This is a genomic window from Flavobacterium galactosi (assembly GCF_048158585.1).
Classification (GTDB): domain Bacteria; phylum Bacteroidota; class Bacteroidia; order Flavobacteriales; family Flavobacteriaceae; genus Flavobacterium; species Flavobacterium galactosi.
The window spans coordinates 413234-436182 of sequence record NZ_JBLNKV010000004.1; the positions used below are offsets into that span (position 1 = coordinate 413234).

Consider the following 22949-nt stretch of genomic DNA (forward strand, 5'->3'; position numbering starts at 1 on the left):
GATTGATTTTTTAAAATAAACAATAGTAGATTTGTAATGCTATTCAATAGGGCTTGTAACACTCAATATTTTAATTACTTCGTCATCTTCGACTTGGTCAAATTCTTCGTAAAATCCACCTACACCTCTAAAAGATTTGGAGGCAATCAGGTAGATAAACTCATCTGCATTTTTCTCAAATACTGCTACAATCTCACGAGGTAAAACCGGTACTGCAACAATAATTTTTGCAGGGTTTCTTTTTCGCAACATACTTATGCTGACCAGTAAGGTATTTCCGGTTGCGATACCATCATCTACCACAATTACGTTTTTCCCTTTTATATCAATAGGTTCGCGATTGCCCATGTAGAGTCCATATTTTCCCCGCAGTAATTTTCGGAGTCTGACGATTGCTTCTTCTATGTATTCATTGGAAACACCAGGATGTTCATCAATAATCGTAGAATCCATTGATGCGGCACCTATGGCAAATTCCTTATTGTAAGGATGTCCAATCTTTTTGGAAAGCACAATGTCTAAAGGAAGATGTAAACTTTTGGCAATTATAAATCCTACAGGCACTCCACCTCTGGGAACAGCAAGAACTACGGTATTGGTATTCTGATATTTTTTTAATTTTTCTGAAAGCAATAAACCCGCTTCAATTCTATCTTTTAAGATCTCGTTATACATAAACATTTAGTTTTATATAAAAAAATAAAATATAAAGGTACTGATTTTCAGTTAGTTTGATTTATTTTAAAACATTTTATTTTAGGAGGAAAAATTCCAAATCCTGTATAGTTGGGTTTGATATAAAGCTAAAAAAAAAGATTGAACAAAAAAAGATTCCATTTGAAAGCAAAAATAAACCTCGCTCAAAAAATTTGAGCGAGGTTTATTTTTATAAAGACTTTTGTATTATGAGCAATACTAAAAAGCATTATTTAGTTTTTAATTTCCGTTTTATATTAATCATCAATAGATTGGCCAACTAATTGACGAAATTTCCAACCTGTAGAATCCGTATTGGCTGCTTGTGTTTGCTTCATTATGATTCCGATAATATTTTCTTTTGGATCTGCGAAATATTGGGTGTTGAAGTATCCTCCCCAGCCAAATGTACCCTTACTGTTTCTGCTTCCCATGTTTTCGCCTTTTTCGTCAATAACTTCAAAAGCCAAGCCATGATAGGCCCCAGTGTCTCCTCGTAGATTACCTATTTGATTTTTCATCATAAATTCGACTGTAGTTCTGCTTAGTAGACGGATACCGTTTAATTCTCCATTATTCAAATACATTTGTAGAAAAGTAGCGTAATCTTTAGCAGTACTAGATAAACCAGCCCCTCCAGAGAAAAAGCGTTGCGCTCCCTTTACTGGATAATTTGGGTCATAAAATGTGGTAGGAAACTTAATCCAATTTCCATTTTCTTTTTTCTGAATCGAAACCAATCGATTATGTTTTGACTCGGGAAGATAGAATCGGGTGTCATTCATCTCCAGCGGGTCAAAAATTCTTGTTTTGTAAAATTGATCAAGCGGCATTCCTGAAACTATTTCTATAAAATAACCTAATACATCAAGGCCTTCGCTATAAGTGAATTTTTCCCCCGGATTATGGTGTAAAGGAAGTTTTGCCAGTTTTTTAATGCTTTCTTCTATACTAATGTTTTCTGTGGTAAACAAATCGGTTATTCCGGCATTTTTATATATTCTTTTAAAGCGGTTGTCACTGTCTATGGCGCCATAACCAATTCCGGAAGTATGTGTTAAAAGATGTCTTATGGTAATTGGATTCTTGGCTGGGATAGTTTTATAAGTACCGTTTTCATAAAGAGTGTCTAAAACCTGTTCGTTTTTAAATTCTGGAATATATTTTGAAATGGGATCATCTAATTTGAATTTTCCTTCTTCCCATAACATCATAATTGCAGTAGAAGTAATGGCTTTTGTTTGAGAAGCGATTCTAAAAATAGCATCCCGTTTTAATTCTTTTCCGGATTCATTATCAGCCATTCCAAAGGCCTTGTAGAAAATAATTTTTCCGTTTCTTGCCACTAGGACTACCGCTCCGGGAATTTCATTTTTTTCTATTGCTTCTTTGCACATGGCGTCAATTTTTGCTAATCTTTCTGCTGACATTCCAGCACTTTTAGCAGGCGCTTCAATAAGTAAAGGAGATTTTTTAATTGAAATTGTTTGTGCAAAAGACGATAGTGTGTAAATACTGAAGAGGAGAAAGAACAGGTTTTTCATAAAATATTTAGTTTAGTTTGGTTTTTCTGTTGGTATAGGAAAAGAATTGATGGCTAAAATACTAATTATTTTTTAGTTAGTACTCTCCATCAAAATAGGATAGGTAAGTTGTTTACTAGCGTATTATTGCTTTTCGGAAGCTGTTGTAAGAACTAATAAATAGAGTATTAGTGACTAAAGCCGATACGACTTCCCCTAAAAAATAATAGCGGTTGTATCTGTTTTTAAATTTAAAGAATCCGGCCATTAGTATCAAATCCAATTGAACTCATAACTCCCAAAAATATCCCTTTACAGCGTAAAATTTCAAGCTGTTTTTTTAGCTATTTTTACATCACAACTAATTGAAATGAAATGGCCTCTTTGAAAAATATCAATGTAAAAGCTAAAGCAGATAAAAATACTGGTTTTGGGACGAATGCTAATAATTATGGGGGACGTTTTGTCAATAAAAATGGTACTGCCAATGTAGAGAAACGAGGCATGCATCTTTTGCGTCGTATCAGTTGGTATCATACGATGATTGATTTGCCGCGGTGGAAATTCATGTTGGTTCTATTGTTATTTTATGTTGGAATGAATTTTTTGTTTGCCTTAATCTATTATGCTATAGGTATTGAATATTTGAATGGGATTGATACCTCAGAATCAGATTGGGTACAGTTTGGTCAAGCTTATTTTTTTAGTGCTCAGACTTTCACCACTGTAGGGTATGGGCATATTAGCCCATCAGGGTTTATGGCAAGTCTCGTTTCTGCTGTTGAAGCATTAATTGGGTTATTGAGCTTTGCTATTGCTACGGGTTTATTCTTCGGGCGATTTAGTAAACCCACAGCATTTTTAAAATTTTCGCATAATGCATTGATTTCGCCTTATGGAGAAATCAAGGGTTTAATGATTAGAACCTCACCTTTTAAAAATACAAATTTTACTGATGCTGAAGCCAAAATGACTCTTGGGATGAGCATTGAAGAAAATGGAATAAGGACCAATAATTTCTACTCTTTGGAATTAGAATTGGATAAAATAAATGCTTTAACCTTAAGTTGGACTTTGGTTCACCCAATTACCGAAAACAGTCCGCTTTATAACTTTACTAAAGAAGATTTTGAAAATATTCACGGTGAAATCCTTGTTTTTATAAAAACCTTTGATGATATGTTCAGTAATACGGTTGCTATTCGAACGTCGTATACTTTTGATGAGGTTGTGTATGGAGCAAAATTTGAACCGATGTACGCACGAAGTACTGATAATTCTAAAACAATCCTGAATTTAGACAAATTGGATGCATTTGAAAGTCTCACTTTAGAATAAAACAATAGTTTTTACATTATTTCAAATTTATAGGGAAAATTATTTTACATTTGTTTATTAAATTTAGGTAAATGATAAACAATATAAAAAGTGTTTTCAGTATAAAAGATCTTGAAAATCTTTCTGGAATAAAAGCGCATACCATACGAATCTGGGAGAAAAGATACGACATACTGCAACCCATGCGTACGGATACCAATATTCGTTTGTATGATTTGGCTAGTTTGCAAAAGCTTTTGAATATTACTTTGTTGCATGATTATGGGTATAAAATATCTAAAATTGCCACTTATCCCCAAGAAAAAATACCGTCTCTTGTAAGAGAAATTATTTCTACAAAAAACGCTAAAAATCATGCAATCAGTGCTTTTAAAATGGCAATGATGAACTTTGATCAAGAGCTTTTTTTTAATACCTATAATTGGTTAATTGCCGAAAAATCTTTCAAGGAAATCTTTCATCAAGTTTTTATTCCTTTGATGAATGAACTCGGATTGCTGTGGCAGTCTGATACAATTACTCCGGCACACGAGCATTTTGTCAGCTATTTAATTAAGCAAAAACTACTGGTTAATACTGAAAAATTGCAAGTTTTGAAACAAACCAAATTTGACAAGATATTTGTTTTGTCTCTTCCAATGAATGAAATACATGAATTAGGATTGATGTATCTGAATTATGAAATCCTTTTGAACGGATATAAAACGATTTACCTGGGAGAGAGCATGCCAATTGAAAATTTGAAAGATTTAAAGAAACATTTCAATTCGATTGTTTTCGTATCCTACTTGACCGTTCAGCCTGATAGAGATTCCATAAATGAATATGTGACTAAAATGACCGATGAACTGGTGGACGATTCCACTGAGTTATGGTTCACCGGTAGGTTGGTTGAATTTATTAATAAAGAAGAACTTTCTGATAAAATATCGATTTTTGATTCCATTTCGGAATTAATAGAGCAAATTTAATTTTTTGTTTAATATTTTTGTATATTTGTTAAACAAATGAAAAAAAAAATTACAATTATAGGTTCGGGGTTTTCTGCTTTGGCAGCTTCTTGCTATTTGGCAAAAAGTGGTCATGAAGTTACGATTTTTGAAAAAAATGACACTATTGGCGGAAGAGCGAGACAATTAAAAAGAGAAGGGTTTACATTTGATATGGGACCGAGTTGGTATTGGATGCCCGATGTTTTTGAGCGTTTTTTTGCTGATTTTGACAAAAAAACAACAGATTACTATGAGCTCATAAAATTATCTCCGGCCTACCGAGTGTATTATGGTATAGATGATTTTATTGCCATTGCAGATAATTTACCTGATATTATATTTGCTTTTGAAGCGATTGAAAGAGGAAGCGGTAAAATACTAAATGAATTTATGGCCGAAGCCAAAAGCAATTATGACATTGCCATCAAAGATTTAGTATACCGTCCCGGTGTTTCACCATTGGAATTGGTTACTAAGGAAACCGCTTTAAAAGTAGGGCAGTTTTTTAGTAACATCAGTAAAGAGGTCCGAAAGAAATTTAAGAATGAACGTTTAATTCAAATATTGGAGTTTCCAGTATTATTTCTGGGAGCAAAACCATCAGAAACACCATCGTTTTATAGTTTTATGAATTATGCTGATTTTGGTCTTGGAACTTGGCATCCTAAAACAGGAATGTTTGATGTGGTTCGTGCGATGGAAAGTTTAGCAAGAGAATTAGGAGTTACGTTTCATACGAATTCAAATATTGAAAAGATAATCGTTGATAATAAAACAGCAAAAGCGATAGTTGTAAACGGAGAAACAATTGCGTCCGATTTGATTTTGAGTGGAGCGGATTATCATCATACAGAAACATTATTGGATCAGGAACATCGCGCGTATTCTGAGAAATATTGGGACAGTCGTGTTTTTGCGCCTTCGTCATTATTGTTCTATGTTGGTTTCAATAAAAAAATAGAAAATATTTCGCATCACGCCTTGTTTTTTGATGTTGATTTTTATCAGCATGCGAAGGATATTTATGATGAACCGCAGTGGCCGAAGAAACCATTATTTTATGCAAATTTTCCCTCGTTAACTGATACAACGGCTGCGCCTGAAGGTATGGAAACCGGATTTTTTCTCGTTCCGTTAGCGCCCGGAATCACAGATACAGAGGAATTAAGAGAAGAATATTTCAATATAATAATGGACCGTTTTGAAACTTTAACGAAACAAAGTGTAAAAAATAACATTATATTTAAGCAATCGTTCTGTAAAAATGATTTTGTTTCAGAATACAATTCCTATAAAGGAAATGCCTATGGAATGGCGAACACCTTATTACAAACCGCTTTTTTAAGACCGAAATTAAAAAGTAAAAAAGTAAAGAATCTATATTTCACTGGACAATTAACCGTTCCGGGACCGGGTGTTCCGCCCGCATTAATCTCAGGAAAACTAGTGTCGGAATTAATAAATAAGCAATTTTTAGAACAATAGCCATGAAGCAATTATTTGATGATGTATCTTTCAAATGCAGTAAACTGGTTACAAAAAACTACAGTACTTCATTTTCATTGGCGGTATACATGCTTTCGCCGATCATTAGGGATGCTATATACAGCATTTATGGGTTTGTTCGTTTTGCTGATGAAATTGTGGATTCATTTCACGGTTTCGACAAAGAAAATTTGATTAATGATTTCGAAAAAGAATATTACAAATCGTATAATTCTGGGATAAGTCTGAACCCAATTTTGAATTCTTTTCAGCATACGGTTAAGAAATACAACATTACTGATGACTTGATTCAGGCTTTTTTGAAAAGTATGAAATTAGATTTAGTGAAATCAGATTACAACAGCAAAGCCGAATATGATGAATACATTTATGGCTCTGCAGATGTAGTTGGACTAATGTGTCTAAAAGTTTTTGTAGCCGGGAAAGAGCAAAAATACGAACAGTTGAAAGACGAAGCAATGCGATTGGGTTCTGCTTTCCAAAAAGTTAATTTTCTGAGAGATTTGAAGGACGATAATCTGGTTTTGAATCGGAATTATTTTCCGGGAGTTGATTTGAATTCATTCGATGAAAATGCCAAAAAAATGATTATAAAGGAAATTCAGGAAGATTTTAATGTCGCATATCAAGGAATTCTGAAACTGCCCATCGAAGCTAAATTTGGAGTTTACACTGCATTTGTATATTATAAAAAACTCTTGAAAAAACTTGAAAACACACCTTGTCATGAAATTGGGAACGCCAGAATTCGGGTTTCAAATTATACGAAAGCGGGACTATTGGCGCAATCTTTTGTAACTTACAAGTTGAAATTAGTATAAAACAGTGCTTACTTTTAAAACCAATATTTTAAATAAATAACAGAATAATGATTTCCTTTTTAATCTTTTTAGGTGTTTTCCTTTTCATGGAATGTGTGACGTGGCTGACGCATAAGTACATTATGCACGGTTTGATGTGGTATTTTCATGCCGATCATCACCAACCTAAATACGCGAATGTTTTCGAACGAAACGATGTTTTCTTTGTGATTTTTGCCATTCCCAGCATCGTTCTTTTTTACTTTGGAGTTCAAGGCGGAATGAACTATCTTTTTTTCATTGGACTCGGAATCACATTTTACGGATTCTGTTATTTCATGATTCACGATGTCTTGATTCATCAACGTTTCAAGTGGTTCAAAAACACCAATAACAAGTATTTAATAGGCTTGCGGAAAGCCCACAAAGTGCATCACAAACATTTGGGTAAGGAACATGGTGAGTGTTTCGGAATGTTATTCGTACCTTTCAAATACTATAAAATCTAACAATTCCATTTGGGCGTGACCCGATGAAAAATCGGGTCGGGCTGTACGTTCCCGCTTTTTTATACCTGGAAAAAAAGCCAGCTATAAAAAGAGCTCCACTGCCATCCCTCACGCAACCCGCATTTCAATACAATTTCCGATTAAAATAACAAGTATCACCGATGAAACTCTATAAAAAAGAAACCGTTCAGTATGTAAATGCAAGTTTAGAAGAATGTTGGGCTTTTTTTTCCAGTCCAAGTAATCTTCAAAAAATCACACCAGTAACAATGGGTTTCGAAATCACTGATTTCGATAATAAATCCATGTACGCCGGGCAAATAATACAATACAAAGTGTCTCCACTTTTGGGATTGAAATTACCATGGGTTACCGAAATCACATTCGTAAAAGAGAATAGTTATTTTATCGACGAACAACGTTTTGGACCTTATGCATTGTGGCATCACAAACATTTTTTTGAGGCTACTGAAAACGGAGTGAAAATGACTGATTTGGTTCATTATGCTTTGCCTTTGGGTTTCATCGGTCGCATTATGAACACACTTATCGTAAAAAATAAATTGAAAGCCATCTTTGATCACAGACGCATTATGGTGGATAAAATGTTTAATGGTAAATAATGGAAAAACAAGAAGTATCGTTTTTTTGGTTCAGACGCGATTTACGTCTGGAAGATAACGTTGGATTATTTCATGCTTTAAAATCTAAATTTCCTGTTGTTCCATTGTTTATTTTTGATAATTCCATTTTAGACAGTTTACCAAAAAGCGATGCCAGAGTAGGTTTCATCCACGAATCACTTTCGAAAATAAATGAACAATTACAGGAAGTAGGAAGTTCCCTTTTGGTAAAAAAAGGAAAAACTATTGACGTTTGGCAATCACTTTTAGAAGAATTTGATACCAAAGAAGTTTTCTTCAATAAAGATTACGAACCTTACGCCATACAACGAGACATTGTTATTTGTGAAATATTAGAAGCAAACCGCACCATTTCCTATTCTTTTAAAGATCAAGTCATTTTCGAAGAAAAAGAAATCACAAAAGCCGATGGATTGCCCTATACCGTTTATACACCATTTAAAAATAAGTGGGTAGAAAAATACAAATCAATGGCTCCGGTTCCAGAATACGATGCCACGGATATGTTTTCTAATTTCCATAAAAACAGTTTCACTTTTCCAACTTTGGAACAAATAGGTTTCGTAGAAAGTCCTATAAAAGTAAAGCCACACAATTTAAAATTCATTGCAAATTACCAAGATATAAGAGATTTTCCAGCGTTGGATAAAACCTCCTATCTTTCGCCACATTTGCGTTTTGGAACCGTAAGCATTCGGAAACTGGTCAATTGGGCATTTCACAAAAACGATATTTTTTTGAGTGAACTGATTTGGAGAGAATTCTTCATGCAAATATTATTCAGTTTCCCAAAAGTCGTTACGCAAAACTTCAAATCAGCGTATGATGGGATTCAGTGGCGTAATGATGAAGCCGATTTCAAGCGTTGGTGTTCGGGAACAACCGGATATCCTATGGTTGATGCCGGAATGCGTCAGCTCAATGAAACCGGATACATGCACAACAGAGTCCGAATGGTGGTAGCGAGTTTTCTATGCAAGCATTTATTGATTCAATGGCAATGGGGTGAAGCCTATTTTGCTCAAAAATTACTGGATTACGAATTGTCTGCCAATGTTGGAAACTGGCAATGGGCAGCAGGAACCGGTTGTGATGCAGCTCCTTATTTCCGTGTTTTCAATCCGGAGATTCAACAAAAAAAATTCGACGAAAAAGGAATCTACATCCGAAAATGGATCAAAGAATTCGATTTAGGATATGGAAAACCAATGGTAGAGCACGCTATGGCTAGGGATAGAGCGATTGCCATATATAAAGCCGGAATTTTGAAGTAATTTTTCTTTTTTTGTCTTTCCGACGAAGGAGGAAAGACAAAAAAATGTTAGAGTTACTGGATCAATTTCTTCAGCATTCCCTCAAAAATAAATCCATGAAAAGGCAAAACGGAATACCAGTATAATTTTCCCCAAATCCCTATTGGTCTGAATGTTGCGGATTGGTACAAAGTATTTCCTATTATTTTGAATTCGAGCCAAGCTTCACCTGGTAATTTCATTTCAGCAAATAAGATTAACTTTCCCTCTTCTTTATTGGCATACAAAACGCGCCAAAAATCTAAAGCATCACCAGAATGAATATCATGTCTGTTCGTTCGTCCTCTTCGAGAACCTACGCCACCGTATAATTTGTCTATAAAACCTCGTAAATTCCAAAGCCAATCGCCATAATACCAACCCGAATCACCACCGATGGACCAAATTCTGTTGATGGTGAAATCTCGGTCTATGATTTCCATTTTACGTCGGTCGATGTAGCAATCCTTTTTTGGAACCTTTAAATATTCCGACATATTGCTGTTAAAACGTCCGCTAACTAAGGAATCTTTCCAGCTCGAAGCTACTTTGTCTTCGTCTACTTTTATCAAAGCACGGGAAAGTGCTTGTTTGTAAGACATAGGCGTAACATTCAGTAGAGTATTGATTCTGTTATCGCTGCAAACGACTTCGACTTTCATGCTGCTGACCAGTGCTGACGCGAGTCTATAGGATGTTGAGGTTACAAAATACAACCAATACGAAGATAATTTTGGTGTCATTATAGGAACAGTAAATATCCATCGCTTTAGTTTTTTTGCTTCTGCAAAACCCAAAAGCATTTCTTTGTAGGTTAAAATATCCGGTCCGCCAATGTCAAAACTCTGATTGTAAGTGACTGGGTTTAATAATGATTTGGATAAAAAATCAAGAACATCCGGAATTGCAATCGGCTGGCATTTAGTATTGAGCCATTTTGGGGTAATCATGATGGGCAGTTTATTCACTAAATCCCGAATGATTTCGAACGATGCGCTTCCAGAACCCACAATAATTCCAGCTCTTAAAGTTGTCGTGGCAAAAGTTCCAATATTTAAAATTTCTTCTACTTTTTTTCTCGATGATAAATGTTTCGACAGCGATTTGTCATTTATGATTCCGCTCAAATAAATTACTTGTTTTGCTTCAGTTTCATTCAATCGTTGCACAAAATTCAGTGCCGATACGCTTTCTAATTCATCAAAATTAGCAGCGGTTCCTGACATGGAATGAATCAGATAATAAGCGGCATCAATAGCATCTGGAATGGCTGTCAAAGTTTCTTGACTAAGAAAATCAACTTCAATTACTGTAACACTTTTTTGAAATTCGATAGGACAATAAAACCTATTTTTATCCCTTACACAACAGATTATTTCGTGACCTTGTGTCACCAATAGTGGTAAAAGTCGCTTCCCGATATAACCTGTTGCGCCTGTTAAGAGAATTTTCATGATTTCTGTTTTTTTGTTGCTAATCCCATAGGTACTAAGCTAATTGCTTTAATTGGTCAGATTTTTCTTTGAGTCTTTGTGCCTTTGTGGCCATTTTAATCCGTTTTCTTAATTGTAAAAATTAAAATTAACTCAGTTTATTAGAAACTAAACTGATAAATTCTTTTCTGGTTTTGTCTTTTTCGAAAGCACCGGTAAAAGATGATGTTGTTGTAACTGAGTTTTGTTTTTGAATCCCTCGCATTTGCATGCACATGTGTTGGGCTTCAATCACAACTGCTACACCAAGAGGATTCAAAGCTTCCTGGATACAATTTTTGATCTGGTCTGTCAATCGTTCCTGTACTTGCATTCTTCTGGCAAAAGCATCTACGACTCTTGGGATTTTACTTAAGCCTACAATTTTACCATTTGGAATATAAGCGACATGTGCTTTTCCAAAAAACGGCAACATATGGTGTTCGCACATGGAATATACTTCGATATCTTTTACCACAATCATTTGTTTATGGTCTTCAGTGAACATTGCCGATTTAAGTATTTCCAAAGGATCCAGTCCGTAACCATGAGTTAAATATTGCATTGCTTTTGCAACACGTTCCGGTGTTTTTTCGAGACCTTCTCTGTTAACGTCTTCCCCTAAATTTTCAATTATTACTCTATAATTATCAGCTAGTGCTTCCGTTATTTCCGTGTCGTATTGTTCAATTTTCTCGTAACTTTTCATTTCTTTTATCATGGTATGCTATCTTTCAATATTAAGTTTGGCTAATTATTTTATTGTTTTTTTTAACCATTAAGGAATTTAGAATAATTAAGCAATTTTTTCTAAATAAACTTAATTTCTTAACGGTTAAGGATCTTTTTTTATGGGGTAAACAACTTCTTTAGATTTTAAAAGTTACTATCCCGTAATCCATCTCGAATACTTGACCAGAAATTGATTTCGCATTTTCCGAAATCAGGAAGTCAGTCATACTAGCTACTTCTTCTGGTTTCAAATAGCCTTTCATCGGGTGGCGTTCTACCATATTTTCTTTCATTCGATCATTTCTCAAAATACCTGCCGAAAGTGATGTTTCGGTAATCGTGGGAGCAATGGCATTGATGCGTACTACCGAAGCCAATTCTGCTCCCAACGATTTCACTAATCCTTCAACTCCAGCTTTTGCGGTAGCAATACTAGCATGAAATGGCATTCCTAATTTTGCGGCTACCGTGCTAAACAAAACAATTGATGGATTAGTTCCCTTTTTTAAAACAGGTAAATATTTCTGAATGGCTTTTACAGCGCCAATGACATTAATTTCAAAATCATTCCTGAAATCATCTATACTAAGACTTCCTATGGGTTTCAAATTGATGGAACCCGGACAATAAATCAAGGTGTCTATAGCCTCAATTTCCGGAAGCGAATCCTGCAATACATCTGCAGAAAAGTGTTTCAGATTGGGATGTGTGATATCTGGCGTGTTTCGGCTAATGTTGTAGACCAAGTTTGTCTCTAATTGTTGCAACAAAATAGCATTGCCAATTCCTTTACTACCACCAATGATTACTATGTTTTTCATTTTTTATATGTTGTTGTTTTAACAGATTACTGTTTACTGAAAACTAATTTTTAACGCTTAGAAATCTTGTTGTTGTTAATTTGTCTTTGCATCGTACATTTAAAACGACCCTCCCGAAAATCTCTTGATTTCTCATGTTTTGTTTTGCGGCCTTGCACTCTTTCACGCCACATTCTAAAACTTGAAGGTTTCATTTCGGTACGCATCAAGTCGATTACTTCTTGTTCTTTTAGTCCAAATTGCATTAAAATCGCATCAAAAGTGGTTCGGTCTTCCCAAGCCATTTCTATGATTCGGTCTTTGTCTACATCATTAAATTCTTTTTTTACAGTCACGATATTTTATTTATTTGATATTGCTGTTGTTTTTTTGAGATAGCTATTGAAAAATTATTCACTGTCGCCAATATCAGCCATGGTGTGTAATTTTAATATGCGGAAACTTTCCTCTTTTATCAATGGATTCTTTTTCATTTTCCATAAAAAATCACTCGCAAATTTCCTTGTCCGTTCCATATTTACAATTGGTTTCGGATAGCTGATGCCTACTTCAAAATCATTAAACTTCTGGTCCAAATAGGTCATTTTATAGGGTTCATGTACAAAAGTCCGTGGCAAATTGCGCAATTCCGGCACCCATTTTTTTATAAATTCTCCATCAGGATCGTGTTCGTAACTGTTCTTTATTGGATTATAGATACGCAACATATTGATTCCGGTTTCACCAGCCTGCATTTGCAACTGCGGAAAATGAATTCCGGGTTCAAAATCCAGGAACATTTGTGATAAATGTTGTGTTGCTTCTTGCCAAGGCTGCCATAGATTATGTGTAAAAAACGATACTAACATTGCACGCATTCGAAAGTTTAAATAACCGGTTTCATTCAAGCAGCGCATCGAAGCATCGATTAATGGAAATCCAGTTTGTCCCGTTTTCCAGGCTTCAATATAATTTTCATTGACTTTCTTTTTCAACGAATGGAAGCCTTTATTGATACTTTCAAACTCCATTATCTCTTCCATTTCAAATTTTTGAATGAAATGTGCCTGCCAAGTCAGTCTGGATATAAAAGAATCAATTTGCTTTTTATGGCTGCACGTCAATCTGAACGTGGCCGCTTTTTGCAAAACTTGTCTGGATGATACATTTCCCCAAGCAATGTATGGGGATAATCTGCTGCAGCTTCTTCGAGCCAATAAAGGTTTTGAAATATGGGAACTATAATTGTGATAGCGCTCGTCAAAGAAGTTTTGTAAATATTTACCAGCCATTGTGCTGCCTCCTTTTTGAAAAATAGTATCGGGAATAGTTTCTAAATTTGTCTTTTCCAATGCTTTTTCAAGTTCGGTTATTGCTTCCGTATTGAGGAAATTTTCTTCTTTCGAATCAAAAATAAATTGCGTTTCATTCATGTATTTTTCCCATTTTGAAACCCAATCCGTTCTGTTTTTTAACGCCCTGAAAATACCGTTATTGGTGTTTTCAACCCAATTGATTTGATTATTTTTACAAAATCGTTTGAAGGTTTTATCTCTTTCGTAAGTGATTTTTAAACCCGTTTCCTGATGCGAAAAAACCGTATCTATTTTATATATTTCTTGTATGGTATTGAGTACTTGCAGCACCTCTGAGGACACCGCTAAAACATGTGTATTCGATTGTTCCAGTTGTTTATTGATATCTACAAGCGATTGCTTTATGAAATTCCAATGTCTCGGACTGTAATGGGAATCGTTTTCTAAAGATTTTTCGAATACATAAAGCAACAAAGTAGGTGTATCAGTTTGTGTAGCATTAAAAATCGCTTCGTTATCCTGTAAACGAAGGTCCCTTTTAAACCAAACTACATTGATATGTTTCTTGTTTGTATTCATTTAATTTTTAAAATAATTGTTGTTGCAGCCATAATTTCTGGAATTTTGATTGCCCGTCGTAATTTTCAGCTTGTAGCTTAATATTGAATTTTCGATCTCTTAGGTCGTTGCCAACTCCTGAAACATACATCCAATTCCCGTAATTGCTGTGGACATCGTAATCAATAAGCATCGCTTCAAAATAAGCGGCTCCGATACGCCAGTCTAACAGAAGCTCCTTTGCAAAATAAGATGCTACATTTTGTCTCCCACGATTGCTCATCCAGCCTGTTTGTTGCAATTCAATCATATTGGCATTTACAAAAGGCTCTTCTGTCGTGCCGTTAATCCAATTGTTTATGGCAGATAGATTGTTTTTCCAATCGTAATTTTTATATAAAATTCCTCCAATTTTAAAAATCGAATTCCCGTTTTTCATCGAAACGTATTTAAAATAATCCCTCCAAATCAGTTCGAAAATTAACCAATGCGTCGAGTCATTTTTCTCGACTTCTTGCTCATATTTGACAATCTCCCAATAAATAGTTTTCGCAGATATAGAGCCATTAGCCAACCAAGGAGAAAATTTCGAACTAAAATCAGTCCCAATTAATCCGTTGCGAGTCAATTTATAAACACTTAGTTTTTTGGTTTCCCAAAAATAATTTTTCAATCGTTTCAGTGCTTCGTTTTCACCACCACTAAAAGGAAAAGCAGTTCTGGAATCCATTTCAAAATCACTATATCCCAATGTTTCCATCGTAGGTATTACAGTTTCGTTTGTGGTCCAATTTTCTTCAGTCAACGGTGTAACTGTAAATTCAGGTCTGACTTTTATTGATTTTTCACACTGATTCCTGAATTGTGAAAAAACATTTGGAATCGATGAAATGTCAAACGGAATGTCTTCAGGATAAAATTGAAACTGATTGTAAGTGCTTTTGAAGGCTACTGAATCCCGAACTTTCGATTTTATATTCTCTAAAACTTCTATTTCCTCACTCGTCCATTCTTCTTGCAAGTAAACAGAATTGATTCCATTTTGAGCAATAATTTCCGGAATAATTTCTTCCGGTTTTTGGTGATAAACCAAAAGTGGAATATTTAATTTTTCCAGATTTTGTTTCAATGCTGTTACCGATTCAATTAGAAATTTAGCTCTAAATTTCTCTGTTTTTTTAAAACCAAATCTTGTGTTTTCAAAATGCCTTGGATCAAAAAAATACATTGCTATTACAGTATCATTTCCGCCAATAGCATTTGACAACGATTCATTATCATTGACTCTAAGATCATTTCTAAACCAAACTAACCCTTTTTGTTTCTTTTGCATTTTTCACTACAATATTTGACTTCGTCCCAAACTTTTTCCCATTTTTTCCGCCAACTAAAAGGCCGGTTACAAACCAAACACATTTTTGAAGGCAGATTTTCCTTTTTCACTAGTTGTATTTTTGATATTCATTGACAACGATTGTTGTTTTCAAATCAAACATCAAATTGTATAATCCAAAAAAGGTTCTGTTCATATAAATGAAATGTTTGGAACCTCGATTACCATTCATTTTCCTAAGATTAGTGTCTTTTGAGAATCGTTCGCCCAATTGTGCGATGCTTTCAAAAAATGCTGCGTCCGAGAAATCAAAAGTTTCGGTTTGAAAAGGTTTGGTGAACAGGGATAATAAATCGTAAAACATTTGAGTAAAATATTCCACTTCCTCTTTGGTGTCATCGACTCTAAGGATTTCTAATTCGAATAATTTTTGGCTAAAAAGTTTCTTATTATCAATCACTTCTTTGTTTATTAATTCGAAATAAGGAATATAGAAGTTATTAGGAATTTGTTTCATACAACCAAAATCCAGTGCCACTAATTGGTTTTCATCGTTTACCAAAAAATTTCCCGGATGCGGATCAGCATGTACTTTTTTCAGAATATGAATTTGGTACATATAGAAATCCCACAATGCCTGACCAATTTTGTCTGCAATTTCTTGATTGTCATTTTTATTGGTAAATTCCGAAAGATGAATTCCTGTCATCCAATCCATCGTGATAATCTTCTCCGATGAAAATTTTGGATAGTAATTCGGGAAAACTAAATTGTCAATCTTTTTACAGGCTTCAACAACTTCTTGGCTTTGTTTTAATTCCAATAAATAATTGGTTTCCTCAATCAATTTGTCTTCGACTTCCTTGAAATATTTATCAGAATCTTTCCCTTGAAGGTTAAACATTCTGATTGCTATTGGTTTCACCAAAGCCAAATCAGATGAAATACTATTGGCAACGCCAGGATATTGAATTTTTACCGCCAGTTTTTTGCCGTTTTTTACTGCAACATGAACTTGTCCGATACTTGCGGCGTTAACAGAGTTTGCGTTGAATTCGTCAAAAATCTCATAAGGTGTTTTTCCAAAATTCGTCTTGAACGTTTTTAGTACTAATGGTGCTGAAAGTGGCGGAACGGAAAATTGAGAAAGAGAAAATTTTTCTACATAAGCCTGTGGCAAAAAGCTTTTGTCCATGCTTAACATTTGCGCTACTTTCAGCGCGCTTCCTTTCAAACTTTTCAGTCCGTCGTAGATGTCTTCTGCGTTATCTTCGTTGAGTTTGTCACGAGTCAAATCAGAATTAACCATTTTTTCTCCGTAATATTTGAGATAATTTACACCAACTTTTGCGCCGGTTTGCACCAGTTTTGTAGCTCTTTCAATTTTTGATGTGGGTATATAGTCTATGGTTTTCATTATTTGTTGTGTATTTTTTCTTTGAAAATAAATTTTCCAAAGTCTATTAAGCTCTCTAGCGGAGTGATGTTCATCAATTCAAAGGTGGCTTTTATTGACTTCTCTATATATAGGTCTGTTTTCTCGAAAGCAGGAGAGGAGTCTTCCAACCAAAATTTCAAGGTTAATAAAAGTTGTATCCAAGAAGTTTCCTGAATTGCTTTCTCCTGAAAGTTTTGAAATTTTTCCTGCTTGATTCGGTATTCATCTGAAATGATTCCTGCGAGATAGTTTTTGAAACTGCTTCTCAAACTGGATAGCAGCATTAAATTTTTCAAATCATTGTGATGCTGTTTCAAACTCATGGTTACATAACTTCTGTTAGCAGACAATAATTCAAAGAAAGTAAAGTAAAAACTCAACATTTTACTTTTCATATCATAGGTTTCATAGTCCTGGTCTTTTTGAAGTAATTCGACCGTTTTTTCTAGAAACATTTTGAAGATTTCTTTCTCTACACTCTCCATGGTTCCGAAAAAGTTATAAAATTCAGATTCTGAAAAGTTATTCAGTTTAGTGAAATTATAAACGGATTTCGGTTTGTCATTATTTTCCAATGTATAATTCATATACATTGAAACTATTTTCTCTCTTGTTATTGTTGTTTTTTTAGTAGCCATTTTTGATGTATTTCAAATTATAGTATAAAGGTAATGAATGTTTAACTAAAATCTAATAATGTTAAACAAAAATTAATGTTAATGTTTATATGCCTCAAAATGACTAGATTTGTTTTGTTATGAAAAAAAATATATTAATAAGCGGAGGTTCAGGATTTATCGGTAAACACTTAACTGATTTGTTAATTGAGAAAGGATTCTCAGTTTCTATATTGAGTCGAAGTGATAAGAAAAACACAACCGATATTTCTTATTTTAAATGGAACGTTTCCAATCAAACGATTGATGAAGCGGCAGTACTAAATGCGGATTACGTAATTCATTTGGCAGGTGAGAATATCGCTGAAAAAAGATGGACTGCTAAACGCAAATTAGCTATTGTTGAAAGTAGAGAAAAGTCAACACAATTGATTTATTCTGTTTTGAAGAAAAATAATAAAAAACTGGATGCCTTTATTTCGGCTTCGGCAGTTGGGATTTATGGTGCTGTGAATGGAGAAGAAATCTGTACGGAAGAAACACCTTTGGCTCATGACTTTCTCGGTTCTACGTGTCAAAAATGGGAAAATGCAATAGATTTTATTGAAAACTTGCATATTCGTACGGTAAAAATCCGAACTGGATTAGTATTAGGAAAAAATGATGGGTTTTTAAAGAAACTGATTCCTATATTTAAGTATCGATTGGGTTCAGTATTAGGATCAGGAAAGCAATACATGCCGTGGATACATGTCGATGATTTATGTAATGTATATCTTGAGGCTGTTGTAAATGTGGAAATGAATGGACCTTATAATGCAGCCATTAATGATAATACAAATAATGCGATTTTTTCTAAAATACTGGCGCGAGTTTTGGGTTATGCTATTTGGTTGCCCAACGTCCCTGAATTTGTGTTGAAATTTGCAATGGGTGAAATGTCTAAAATTGTTTTAACTGGAAGAAGAGTATCATCAGAAAAACTGGAAAAATTAGGATTCCAGTTTAAATATAAAAACTTGGAGGAAGCTCTTAGGAATTGTTTAATTAAATAGCTTTATTGTAAAACACAATAAAGCTGAGTGTTCACGTTTTTGGATACTTTACTGCGCACGATAAAAGGAATTTCGATTTTGAAATCATCAGTATTTAAAGGAAAATTAGTAATTAATTCGATTCCTTGAGCTCCCTTTTTGATTGTACCCAATACTATGATTTTTTTTGATTTTCCATGCATGGTAATTTTTCCTGTAATTTGATATTCAGTTGCATTTGAGTCAATATTTTTCAGATCGAATTTCTCAATTCGGCCTTTGAATATAGCTTTAGGAAATCGATGACTCTGCATGTAATTTTTATTAAAATGTTCCTCCATCAAACTTCTTTCAAATTGAAAATTTTTGATGATGGCAAAACAGGTTATCTCTCCAGTTTTGGTAATCAAAACGCAGGCTGTTTTATTATTTATTGCTTTTACTTCTTCAAAGAAAGGAACTGAAGCCTCAAAATAGATGATTCCTTTATCAGTAGTCATTTTTTCTTGTGAAACAGCAGTATTAGCTATAAAAATTAGGTAAAGGAGCGTAATTTTTTTCATAATCATTTATGAATTAAACTACTTAAAGTTACGAAATTTCAAGGAAATAAGTTTACGATTAATGATAAATAATCGCATTAATATAAACTAATTGAGCCGTTTGTATAAATCTGAAATTGCATTAATTTTTGGTTTTTTAGATCTTAAATCGATTGATTTTAGTTAAAAAATAAGGCTGAAATAATCTAGTGTAACTCTAATTGTACATTGTATTTTTTAAGGCTTGCCAGCGATTCAGGAGAACTATAATCAAACTTTTCTTCGTGTAGGTCTTTTTCCTTTTTTAAGGCTATTTGTTTGATGCAATTGCAAAAACGGCGTACTTCATTTAGATTGGATAAGATTAAACCGGGAACCAGAACACTTTTGCCTTCCTTGTCTTTGGCAACCATAGTAAAATAAGAAGAATTACAATGTTTTATTTTTCCTGTTTGAATATTTTCAGCCTCAACCCGAATGCCTATAATCATAGAACTATTACCCACATAATTCACACAGGCTTTCATCGTAACCAGTTCGCCTACTTCAATTGGTTTAAGGAAATTCACGGTATCAACAGATGCTGTTACGCAATAATTGCCTGAAAATTTTGAAGCACAAGCAAATGCAATTTGATCCAGTAAAGATAAAATATAACCACCATGAATCTTTCCGCTAAAATTCGTGTGAGAGGGCAGCATCAATTCTGAAATACTGATATTTGACGAAGCAACAGTTTTAAAAGTAGTATTCATAAAAATTATTTTTGATTAAAAGGAGAAGGCTCTTTTTGAACGGATGTAACAAAATATCTCGTTTCTCCCCACCAGGCAAATGTTCGGTATCTTTCGACATAAGTTAGTCTCACATAATTTCCTTGAAGCCCTTTCAAATCTTCAATCACTTTTTTATCGCTGTCCAAAACAGAAAAACTAAAAATCTGAGCTCCGGAAATTCCCTGACTCAATTCGCCTTCCCATGTTTTTATGGCCATTCCTTTATGACTCAATTTTATGAGTTCACCGGAACGAATGCCTTCACTGTAAGGAACGTAATAGAGAAATGCAAAATAACAAATCAAGACCAAGGTGCCAATTCCTAAAATAATTCCTAAAATTCGTTTCATTTTATTTCGTTTAATAATTGATTTTCATCTTTTTCTGCTCTGTTCAATATGCTTTCCGGGAGTGCTTTCTTGGCTTTGGCTCCCATTTTTTTCAATTTTTCGACACTTACGATTAAGTTTCCTTTTCCTTCCACCAGTTTATTCATAGCGCCACTGTATTCAATTTTGCTTTCGTCTATCTTCTTTCCAATTTTGATTAAATCCCCAACAAAACCTTCAAATTTGTCATACAAAGCACCAGCCTGGCGTGCAATTTCCAAAGCATTTTCCTGTTGCTTTTGGTTGGTCCACATACTGTCAATAGTTCGCAAAGTAGCTAATAAAGTGGCAGGCGTAACAATAACAATGTTTTTCTCGAATGCTTTGTTGTATAAAGTCGTATCCTCGTTCAGCGCCATAGCAAAAGCAGGCTCTATCGGAATAAATAACAATACAAAATCAGGGCTTTCAATTTGATATAAATCTTGGTAGTTTTTATTGCCCAATTGTTCTACATGGCGTTTGATGGAGTTAAGGTGTTCTTTTAAAAATCCAACTTTTAGATCGTCATCTTCTTCATTGATGTATTTTTCATAAGCGGTCAAAGAAACTTTAGAATCGACAATCATCTTTTTGCCGTCCGGCAGATTTATCACAACGTCAGGAAAAACGCGATTTCCATCTTCAGTAGTGAATGCTTGTTGGACTTCATATTCACGACCTTTCTCTAATCCTGATTTTTCAAGAACGCGTTCCAAAACCAATTCGCCCCAATTTCCCTGCATTTTACTATCGCCTTTCAAAGCTTTCGTGAGATTGAGGGTTTCCTTGCTCATTTGGATATTCATTTCTCGCAAGCCCAGAATCTGTTGGCGCAAAGCTGCATGGTAATCAATGCTTTCTTTGTGGGTGTCTTCGACTTTCTTTTCGAACAAATGAATTTTATCCTGCAAAGGCGTCAAGATGTTTTTCATATTTTCCTTATTCTGCTCCGTGAATTTATTAGACTTTTCTTCTAATATTTTATTGGCGAGATTCTCAAATTCTTTGGTGAATTTTTCCTGTAATTTCTCGACTTCTTCTTTTTGCTCTTTGTTGCGTTCCCAAAGATTCTCAAAATCAACTTCTTTCTTAGAAAGCTGGATGGCTAAACTGTCTTTTTCGCTTCGAATACTTTCTTTCTCCCCATTGGCGTTTTCTAATTGTTTTTCAAAGGCTATTTTGTCAATAGCAATTTGTTCTTTTAGTTGATTGAACTGTGAAGATGAAGCAATCAGTTTTTCTTCTAAACTAATTTTTTCCGACTGAAATCGAGCAGAGAAAATGAGTTTGCCAATGAAAATACCAATGGCGAGAGCAATAATAAAAAGCAGTAAGAACGGAAGCATATTTGACATAGAAGTATTATTTTTTGTAAAAAGTAAAAGTAATAAAAAGATGCCACAATTGCTATGATGGATCTTTGAACTTATACCATTTTCTTGAATCTATTCCTGTCAAAAAACGATATTTATTTGTAATGGTCAAAAGTTTTGAATGCCGGGAGATACGGTGTAGAGTGTTCGACATTCAGGTTAATAGTACTTATGTTTAGGATGTAAAATGATAGAGATTTAGAAATTTTCCTTCACCTTATTCTGTAATCAACTTTGATAATCACTGGTTTTAAGGTTTCTGTTTAAATTAAAAATTTGGTGTCAATAATTATTGATATATTTATAAGCAATTATAAAGAATAAACTTATTAATTAATCAATTTAAAAAACAACTATGGAAGATTTTATTGGAACTATTAAAATGTTTGCAGGCACATTTGCCCCAAAGGATTGGGCTTTCTGTGATGGGAAATTAATGTCTATTCAAGAAAATACTGCTATGTATTCAATTCTGGGCAATCAATACGGTGGGGATGGAATTACAACTTTTGCAGTTCCTAATTTAGAAAAGGAAAAATCAAGTCAAGGCGAAGGGATTAATCATATCATTTGCATGTATGGAATATTTCCATCAAGAAGCTAAATCGTTTATAGTTTAGGTTCCGATTTATGAGCGTTTGAAACTTTAAAATTTAAAACACCAAGCACAACGTTTGGTGTTTTTTTTTATGAAAATCATTTGCTTTAATTTTCTAAAATTAAAAAAGACCAATAAAGAAAATGTACTTATTGGCCTTTTTAAACAAAATCAATTGTTATTCATCCAGTTTAATATTTCCTCTGTCTTCCTTATTATCAGGATGCTCATTAGGATAACGATTTGGAATGATGTCTGAGTTATGATCTTTATTTTCTACCATTTTTTTAGCTTGTTCTTCAGAAACATTCGCGGTATCAGAACTTAAATTTTTAGGAGTACTATCCTCATTTTGTTCTAAAGTTCCATCAATATTCCGTGCTCTTTGGACAATTTTTTGATTTCCATGTGCATCAGTTTCTACTTCTGACTTCAAATGTGATACCTCAGGATTCGTATTTTGGGCTAGATTCTGACCACTAAATCCTTCGTTTATATTTTGCTTATTATTTGTTTTTTTTGAACCTAAATCGTTGCTTTCCATGCTCTTTAATTTTAAAGTTAATACTCTTAACTTCTATAATGTTACGTCTTTTATATTAAGAAATTCAATCATTTAACATAGCTTTTGGTTTATACCAATAAATGTATGGCGACACTATTTTAAATCCAGCTAAAACAAAACTATC

Annotated in this window: 25 protein-coding genes; 9 read left to right on the forward strand and 16 right to left on the reverse strand. The window is 34.0% G+C overall.

The features are described from left to right. Positions 1–39 precede the first annotated feature (39 nt). Both ACM55M_RS11000 and ACM55M_RS11005 read right to left on the reverse strand, forming a co-directional pair. Positions 40–675, reverse strand: coding sequence for a phosphoribosyltransferase (locus tag ACM55M_RS11000; protein WP_416857680.1), 636 nt, complete (start codon positions 673–675; stop codon positions 40–42). Positions 676–953: 278 nt separating this feature from the next. Further along, positions 954–2240, reverse strand: coding sequence for a serine hydrolase domain-containing protein (locus ACM55M_RS11005; RefSeq protein WP_416857681.1), 1287 nt, complete (start codon positions 2238–2240; stop codon positions 954–956). A 354-nt stretch (positions 2241–2594) separates the two neighbouring features. Here ACM55M_RS11005 and ACM55M_RS11010 point away from each other — a divergent pair, with 354 nt between their 5' ends. The 7 genes from ACM55M_RS11010 (at position 2595) to ACM55M_RS11040 (ending at position 9282) form a co-directional block, all read left to right on the forward strand. After that, positions 2595–3557 carry an ion channel gene (locus tag ACM55M_RS11010; RefSeq protein ID WP_416857682.1) on the forward strand — a complete coding sequence of 321 codons (963 nt, stop codon included), beginning with the start codon at positions 2595–2597 and terminating at the stop codon, positions 3555–3557. A 71-nt stretch (positions 3558–3628) separates the two neighbouring features. Beyond that, positions 3629–4528, forward strand: coding sequence for a MerR family transcriptional regulator (locus ACM55M_RS11015; protein ID WP_416857683.1), 900 nt, complete (start codon positions 3629–3631; stop codon positions 4526–4528). Between the two features lie 36 nt (positions 4529–4564). Next, a complete protein-coding gene (locus ACM55M_RS11020) occupies positions 4565–6034 on the forward strand; it encodes a phytoene desaturase family protein (protein ID WP_416857684.1) in 1470 nt (489 codons plus the stop codon). A 2-nt stretch (positions 6035–6036) separates the two neighbouring features. Next, complete coding sequence (locus tag ACM55M_RS11025; protein ID WP_416857685.1) at positions 6037–6876, forward strand: phytoene/squalene synthase family protein; 840 nt, start codon at positions 6037–6039, stop codon at positions 6874–6876. Positions 6877–6923: 47 nt separating this feature from the next. Beyond that, on the forward strand, positions 6924–7364 hold the full coding sequence (locus tag ACM55M_RS11030) for a sterol desaturase family protein (protein WP_282718092.1): 441 nt from the start codon (positions 6924–6926) through the stop codon (positions 7362–7364). A 161-nt stretch (positions 7365–7525) separates the two neighbouring features. Continuing rightward, positions 7526–7987, forward strand: a complete 462-nt coding sequence (locus ACM55M_RS11035) for an SRPBCC family protein (protein WP_416857686.1) — start codon at positions 7526–7528, stop codon at positions 7985–7987. Continuing rightward, complete coding sequence (locus ACM55M_RS11040) at positions 7987–9282, forward strand: cryptochrome/photolyase family protein (protein ID WP_416857688.1); 1296 nt, start codon at positions 7987–7989, stop codon at positions 9280–9282. The genes ACM55M_RS11035 and ACM55M_RS11040 overlap by 1 nt, the downstream gene beginning before the upstream one ends. 53 nt (positions 9283–9335) lie before the next feature. Here ACM55M_RS11040 and ACM55M_RS11045 read toward each other — a convergent pair whose 3' ends face one another. The 9 genes from ACM55M_RS11045 to ACM55M_RS11085 form a co-directional block, all read right to left on the reverse strand. Next, positions 9336–10754, reverse strand: coding sequence for an SDR family oxidoreductase (locus ACM55M_RS11045; RefSeq protein ID WP_416857689.1), 1419 nt, complete (start codon positions 10752–10754; stop codon positions 9336–9338). Positions 10755–10881: 127 nt separating this feature from the next. Next, positions 10882–11493, reverse strand: a complete 612-nt coding sequence (gene folE / locus ACM55M_RS11050; protein ID WP_416857690.1) for a GTP cyclohydrolase I FolE — start codon at positions 11491–11493, stop codon at positions 10882–10884. Positions 11494–11641: 148 nt separating this feature from the next. Continuing rightward, positions 11642–12325 (reverse strand): SDR family NAD(P)-dependent oxidoreductase, encoded by a 684-nt coding sequence (locus tag ACM55M_RS11055; RefSeq protein ID WP_416857691.1) that lies wholly within the window; start codon positions 12323–12325, stop codon positions 11642–11644. Between the two features lie 50 nt (positions 12326–12375). After that, a complete protein-coding gene (locus ACM55M_RS11060; RefSeq protein WP_416857692.1) occupies positions 12376–12660 on the reverse strand; it encodes a TIGR03643 family protein in 285 nt (94 codons plus the stop codon). 54 nt (positions 12661–12714) lie between these two features. Beyond that, positions 12715–14199 carry a cryptochrome/deoxyribodipyrimidine photo-lyase family protein gene (locus ACM55M_RS11065; RefSeq protein WP_416857693.1) on the reverse strand — a complete coding sequence of 495 codons (1485 nt, stop codon included), beginning with the start codon at positions 14197–14199 and terminating at the stop codon, positions 12715–12717. Between the two features lie 7 nt (positions 14200–14206). Next, positions 14207–15511, reverse strand: a complete 1305-nt coding sequence (locus tag ACM55M_RS11070; RefSeq protein ID WP_416857694.1) for a DASH family cryptochrome — start codon at positions 15509–15511, stop codon at positions 14207–14209. Continuing rightward, positions 15487–15621, reverse strand: a complete 135-nt coding sequence (locus tag ACM55M_RS11075; RefSeq protein WP_082014130.1) for a DUF2256 domain-containing protein — start codon at positions 15619–15621, stop codon at positions 15487–15489. Before ACM55M_RS11075 ends, ACM55M_RS11070 begins: the two co-directional genes overlap by 25 nt. Further along, positions 15621–16928: an ABC1 kinase family protein gene (locus ACM55M_RS11080; protein WP_416857695.1), complete on the reverse strand. Its 1308-nt coding sequence runs from the start codon at positions 16926–16928 to the stop codon at positions 15621–15623. Before ACM55M_RS11080 ends, ACM55M_RS11075 begins: the two co-directional genes overlap by 1 nt. Then, the gene (locus ACM55M_RS11085) at positions 16928–17587 is read right to left on the reverse strand and encodes a TetR family transcriptional regulator C-terminal domain-containing protein (protein WP_416857697.1); all 660 of its coding nucleotides are present in this window, start codon (positions 17585–17587) and stop codon (positions 16928–16930) included. The genes ACM55M_RS11080 and ACM55M_RS11085 overlap by 1 nt, the downstream gene beginning before the upstream one ends. A 119-nt stretch (positions 17588–17706) precedes the next feature. Between ACM55M_RS11085 and ACM55M_RS11090 the strand changes: the two genes are divergently transcribed. Beyond that, positions 17707–18621, forward strand: coding sequence for a TIGR01777 family oxidoreductase (locus tag ACM55M_RS11090; RefSeq protein WP_416857698.1), 915 nt, complete (start codon positions 17707–17709; stop codon positions 18619–18621). A gap of 2 nt (positions 18622–18623) precedes the next feature. Here ACM55M_RS11090 and ACM55M_RS11095 read toward each other — a convergent pair whose 3' ends face one another. The 4 genes from ACM55M_RS11095 to ACM55M_RS11110 form a co-directional block, all read right to left on the reverse strand. Beyond that, the gene (locus tag ACM55M_RS11095) at positions 18624–19163 is read right to left on the reverse strand and encodes a YceI family protein (protein ID WP_416857700.1); all 540 of its coding nucleotides are present in this window, start codon (positions 19161–19163) and stop codon (positions 18624–18626) included. Positions 19164–19348: 185 nt separating this feature from the next. Then, positions 19349–19897: an acyl-CoA thioesterase gene (locus ACM55M_RS11100; protein ID WP_416857702.1), complete on the reverse strand. Its 549-nt coding sequence runs from the start codon at positions 19895–19897 to the stop codon at positions 19349–19351. 5 nt (positions 19898–19902) lie between these two features. After that, positions 19903–20268 (reverse strand): 6-phosphogluconate dehydrogenase, encoded by a 366-nt coding sequence (locus tag ACM55M_RS11105; RefSeq protein ID WP_416857703.1) that lies wholly within the window; start codon positions 20266–20268, stop codon positions 19903–19905. Then, complete coding sequence (locus ACM55M_RS11110; RefSeq protein WP_416857704.1) at positions 20265–21644, reverse strand: DNA recombination protein RmuC; 1380 nt, start codon at positions 21642–21644, stop codon at positions 20265–20267. The genes ACM55M_RS11105 and ACM55M_RS11110 overlap by 4 nt, the downstream gene beginning before the upstream one ends. Before the next feature lie 373 nt (positions 21645–22017). Here ACM55M_RS11110 and ACM55M_RS11115 point away from each other — a divergent pair, with 373 nt between their 5' ends. Next, a complete protein-coding gene (locus ACM55M_RS11115; protein ID WP_416857705.1) occupies positions 22018–22266 on the forward strand; it encodes a phage tail protein in 249 nt (82 codons plus the stop codon). 172 nt (positions 22267–22438) lie between these two features. On the opposite strand, the gene ACM55M_RS11120 is transcribed toward ACM55M_RS11115, so the two are convergent. Further along, on the reverse strand, positions 22439–22804 hold the full coding sequence (locus tag ACM55M_RS11120; protein WP_416854081.1) for a hypothetical protein: 366 nt from the start codon (positions 22802–22804) through the stop codon (positions 22439–22441). Positions 22805–22949 lie beyond the last annotated feature (145 nt).